The organism is Marinilabilia sp. (genome assembly GCF_016278715.1).
GTDB lineage: Bacteria > Bacteroidota > Bacteroidia > Bacteroidales > Marinilabiliaceae > Marinilabilia.
Genome location: NZ_JADQBH010000030.1, coordinates 1 through 4,840, shown reverse-complemented (window position 1 = coordinate 4,840; position 4,840 = coordinate 1). Strand labels below are relative to the sequence as shown.

Below are 4,840 nucleotides of genomic sequence, written 5' to 3'. Positions count from 1 at the left end.
ATGCCGATGTAATCTACCACCAGACCTTTTTCCTTGCCTTCAACCTTTCGGTTTGCTCTCGATATGGTTTGAATCAGGTTATGGCGTTGAATTGGCTTGTCAATATAGATGGTATCCAGGACCGGCACATCAAAACCGGTCAGCCACATATCCACAACGATGGCAATTTTAAAATTTGACTTTTCATTCTTAAACTGCCTGTCCAGTTCTTTGCGATATTCTTTAGTGCCAAGTATATTGTATAATTCTTCCGGGTCGTCTTTACCACGAGTCATCACCATTTTGATGCGCTCCATGGGTTTAATCTCTCTTTGCTCCTGTTCCGAAAGTTCAACTCCGGGTTCAGCAACCATCACTTCAGCCCATTCAGGGCGCAGTTTAATGATGTTTTTATAGAACTCATAAGCAATTGTACGGCTGCTGCAGACAAACATTGCTTTTCCTTTAATGGTTGCTCCTTCAGCCACTCTGGTCTCATAGTGGTTTACAAAGTCTTCTGCCAAAGCTTTCAGACGATCGGGATCCCCCAATATCACATTCATATTGGTGACTGCCTTTTTACTTTCCTCTATCTGATACTCATTGGTTCCCTCCTCCGCACATCTATTGTAATAATCTTCAATCTTTTGCAGTTCACTATTATTCAGCAGCACCTTGGCTGCTCGTCCTTCATAAACAATCCGGACAGTAATTTCGTCTTTTACCGATTCCGTCATGGTATAGGCATCCACCACTTCCCCAAAAACTTCCAGCGTAGCATCTATGGGAGTTCCCGTAAAACCTACAAAAGTAGCATTGGGCAATGAGTCATGAAGATATTTTGCAAACCCATAGCTCTTGGTTACACCGTTGGCCGTTACTCTCACTTTTTGGTCTAGATTGGTCTGACTTCGGTGTGCTTCGTCGGAGATGCAGATTACATTACTGCGATTTGTAAGTAAGTCTGTGTCGTCGGTAAATTTATGAATGGTTGTCAGGAAAACTCCCCCACTCTGAATGTTTTGCAACCGCTCTTTTAGCTCGGCCCTGCTTTCCACACTAATGACGTTATTATCACCAATGTATTCCTTGCCATTGGTGAATTGTTCCGAAAGCTGATCATCCAGGTCGGTACGGTCGGTAATTAGCACAATCGTCGGACTGCTTAATAACTCACTTCGCATCAACAGACGGGTAAGGAAAAGCATGGTGTAACTCTTGCCACATCCGGTAGCACCAAAATAGGTACCTCCCTTCCCATCTCCTTCGGGTTTTTGGTGACTTATAATATTTTGAAACAGCTTCTTTGCTCCGTAATACTGAGGATAGCGACAAAGTATCTTGTCTTCTTCTTTTGAAGAATCTGGCAGAAAAATAAAATTCCGGATAATGTCCCGTAAAGTTGTTGTGTTCAGCATTCCTCCAATGAGGGTATAAAGGGAACTGATTCCATCCTGCTCTATCATTTGCCTATCCGGCTCTGACCGCCAGGCATAGAAGAACTCATAAGGAGCAAAGAACGAACCGGCTTTGTTGTTTACACCATCCGATATAACACAAAAAGCATTGTATTTAAACAACTCCGGAATATCTCGCTTGTAACGGGTAGTCAACTGAACAAAGGCATCATGAATGGTGCATTCTTCACGAATGGCGGTTTTAAATTCAAATACCACCAGCGGCAAACCGTTAATGTAGAGAATCCCATCGGGGATACGTTTTTCAAAACCAACAATCTCGAACTGGTTGACAAACTTGTAAATATTTTGGTCACTGTAAGGTTCAGGTGTTGCATCTGAAATCCGGGAAAGACTTTCAGGTTTTGGTTCGCGTAAAGCTGTGAGTCCATTAAAATCTATCAGCTGGACATACAGGTCTTTTTGAGACCGGTCTTCCCGTTTAAGTATAAAACCTTCAGAAACCAGTTTCATGATAGCCTTGTTGCTCTCGTAAAGGTCGGAAGCAGCATAGCTTTTGAGTTGCTGAATGATGCGGGTTACCTCCTGGTTTGTTAGTTTTTCGTCCTTGTATTTTGAAAGAAGAAAATTTCGCAAATCAGCCTCTATAATTACTTCATCCGGGGATCGTTGAATATCGCCACCAGGCACATATTCAAAACCCTGCTTTTGAATGAGTTCTATAAAGGCTTGTTCTAATTTTTCTTCGGTAAATTTCATTTCTTTTATTTTACAAGACTTTTCCCTAATGGGGTTAATCTATATTGCTGCTTACTGCTTTTGGGTTTATCCGGAATGGTCATTTCAATAACTCCATGCTCCAGTGCTGGCTGTAGGTAATTATAAAAGAAGGTCGGTCTGTGTTTGATCGAAAGCATTTCCATTATTTGGTTAGCCGGGCGTGTTTCATCATTTATTACAGTCACCAGTTTCCTGACTTGTTCAGTGACTTGTTCGGTGACTTGTTCGGTGACTTGTTCGGTGACTTGCGGGGTGACTTGCGGGGTGACTTCCTCAACAGACGGGAATACCATCCGCAAAAAGTTTTCTGAAAAATGAAAACACTCTTTTTCGTAATGCTCCAAAATTCGTGGAATCCCGGAACCCAGCTGCTCAACCAATTCCAAGTCTTTGTATATACGCATCAACTCTTTGTTGCGCGGAATAGAAAAACCCTCGAAGAATTCTTCCCTGCTCAATCCTTCCGGAAGCGATCCGGCAGAAGTAATTTCAATCCGGTCAGAGAATATTTCAAACTTAGGAGGTATCTCCCGGGTGTAATCGTTATGGACAAAAGCATTGATAATGCCTTCGCGCAAGGCAATGTCACTCCACAAACGCTGTTCTTTCCGTTCCTTTGAGGTAATTTTTGTAGCAGTCCGGTTTTCCAAATCAACCTTGTCTAAAACGCTTTTAGTGGCTTTGATTAGTGAACAATAGCCGTACTCGTTGTTTTCAATAAGGTCAACCCGACTTTTCCCCTTATATTTAGCCACTTTTATCGACACATTATTTTCGTCGGCCATCAAGTATGCCGCATAGTTGAGCTTCCCCTCTTCCGTCATCAGTTCAAGATTCTTTTTGAACTGTTTATTGAGTGACTTCTTTTTTGCCTGGTAATAAATGCTTAATTGCTCAAAAGTCAAATCCTGTCGATGGGCTTTTATTTTGCCAATGGAGTTGCGGGTACGTGTGGAAAACAATTTATCAATCATTTGCTGAGGCATTGGCTCGGCTGCTGTACCAATACGAATGAAACAACCTTTTTCGGTCATTCCGTATTTCTTTTTAAAATAAGGCTTCTCACTGCCGCTGGCCACGATTATTTTAATGATATCTTTGGCATCACGCTCTTCCACCACTACATCAAACAGCCCCATGGCAGATGGAGAAATATTGTGTTTAATGCGGTCTTTTATTTTCAGCATATCCCCATCAGCATCGCTTATTTCGGTACTTTGCCCGTTTTGTCAATGCCAATGTATATAACGCCCCCTTCCCGGTAGTTCAGGAACGCTACCACCTCTTTCTCCAAATCCAGGTCTTTGGTGAGTTGGGCTTTGTATTCAATGCGATTGGTTTCGGACATATCAAACAGTGCTATGAATAGATTTCGATTTATTTTTTAAAACTTGGTCATCATCCATCTTCAGGGCAGTTAAAACCATAATTCTTAAGAGAATATAATATAATTTCATTAATTCATCTTCAGAATCCGGATTTGTTCCATGCATAAAACTGTTCCTTAAATCTAATCCATTTGTAAATTCCTTTCTATTTAAAAAGTAATTAAGATATCTGGACTCAAGATTATTAAAAAGAGTACTCTCAAAATAAAGAGTTTTCTCTTTTACCATTTCATCTATTATATTCCTACAATCCTTAGAATAATGCCAATAACTCAATACCCCTTCCCTAAATAATTGCCCAAGAAGAAACAACTTATTTTCGTTTTTAATCCCCAAATATCCACTATTATCAACATATAGATATCCCAAATCCAAAAACAGATTCAATTCTCGCAATTGGTGTTTTCCGAAATTTCGATATAAAACATTCTCTTTTTGTATTAAATCGTACAGACAATGGTAATTACTTTGCTTAAAAGGCTCAACATACGTCAGGCCGGATTGATCAGAAAAAAGAAAGTGATTTATCATGGACAGTTTATCACCGACTGGATAACAATACTTTTTAGAAACAAAACTTGGTATCTGGCTTATTCCTGAAGGTTTTGAACTTAAACAGAAAAGTTCAGCATCAATTTCTCCATCCTCCTTTATCATTTCATATTGCTTTAGCAGAGCATCAAACTCAGCCAATAACATCCTGATTTTCTCAAAATAACTTGCACCTACTGATGGTAAATTAAAACGAACCCCTTTCAGATTATATTTTTGCTCTAGAAATTCAACAAAAAAATATTTTAAAATAAGCTCCACATTAAATTTTCCTGATTTCTCCAACACTCTATCAAACAGTATAATCTGATACAATGATAGAATATCTTTTCGCTGAAAAACGGGGCCAACAGGATATTCGTTTATTGACCGCATAAACAATTTTTCTATAGTTCCAAAATCGGAACTCTTACTTACCATCGAAATACATCGTTGATTATCAATATAATAAAAAACTTTAGAAAAATGAGAGATAAGGTACAATGGATGCCCATTTGCTGTTAAATATTCTTCGCTATATGAAAAAACTTCAAGATCTCCTTCTCGGAGAATCTTTAATGGCTCCGGCTGCAACTTGTCAAAAACGATCTTTATTCCAAAATAAACACCACTATCTCTATCAAAAATCTCATCGTTTAATTTTTTCTCTAAACGTTTAGCCTTTAATTTAGTTTTGTCGGAAATTACTAATTTCCCTTTATCGTTTTTAAGATCGGAAGAGCG

The 4,840-nt window shown here is 39.2% G+C and carries 4 protein-coding genes; all 4 read right to left on the bottom strand.

What is annotated here, in order from left to right; translation table 11 throughout:
- Positions 1–2,156: type I restriction endonuclease subunit R (locus QZZ43_RS02075; RefSeq protein ID WP_291855750.1), on the bottom strand; the 2,156-nt coding region annotated here is incomplete at its 3' end.
- Between the two features lie 5 nt (positions 2,157–2,161).
- A complete protein-coding gene (locus QZZ43_RS02070) occupies positions 2,162–3,364 on the bottom strand; it encodes a Fic family protein (RefSeq protein ID WP_291855747.1) in 1,203 nt (400 codons plus the stop codon).
- A gap of 17 nt (positions 3,365–3,381) precedes the next feature.
- Positions 3,382–3,525 (bottom strand): helix-turn-helix domain-containing protein, encoded by a 144-nt coding sequence (locus tag QZZ43_RS02065; RefSeq protein WP_291855744.1) that lies wholly within the window; start codon positions 3,523–3,525, stop codon positions 3,382–3,384.
- A gap of 1 nt (position 3,526) precedes the next feature.
- On the bottom strand, positions 3,527–4,840 hold a 1,314-nt coding region (locus QZZ43_RS02060), incomplete at its 5' end, for a hypothetical protein (protein ID WP_291855742.1).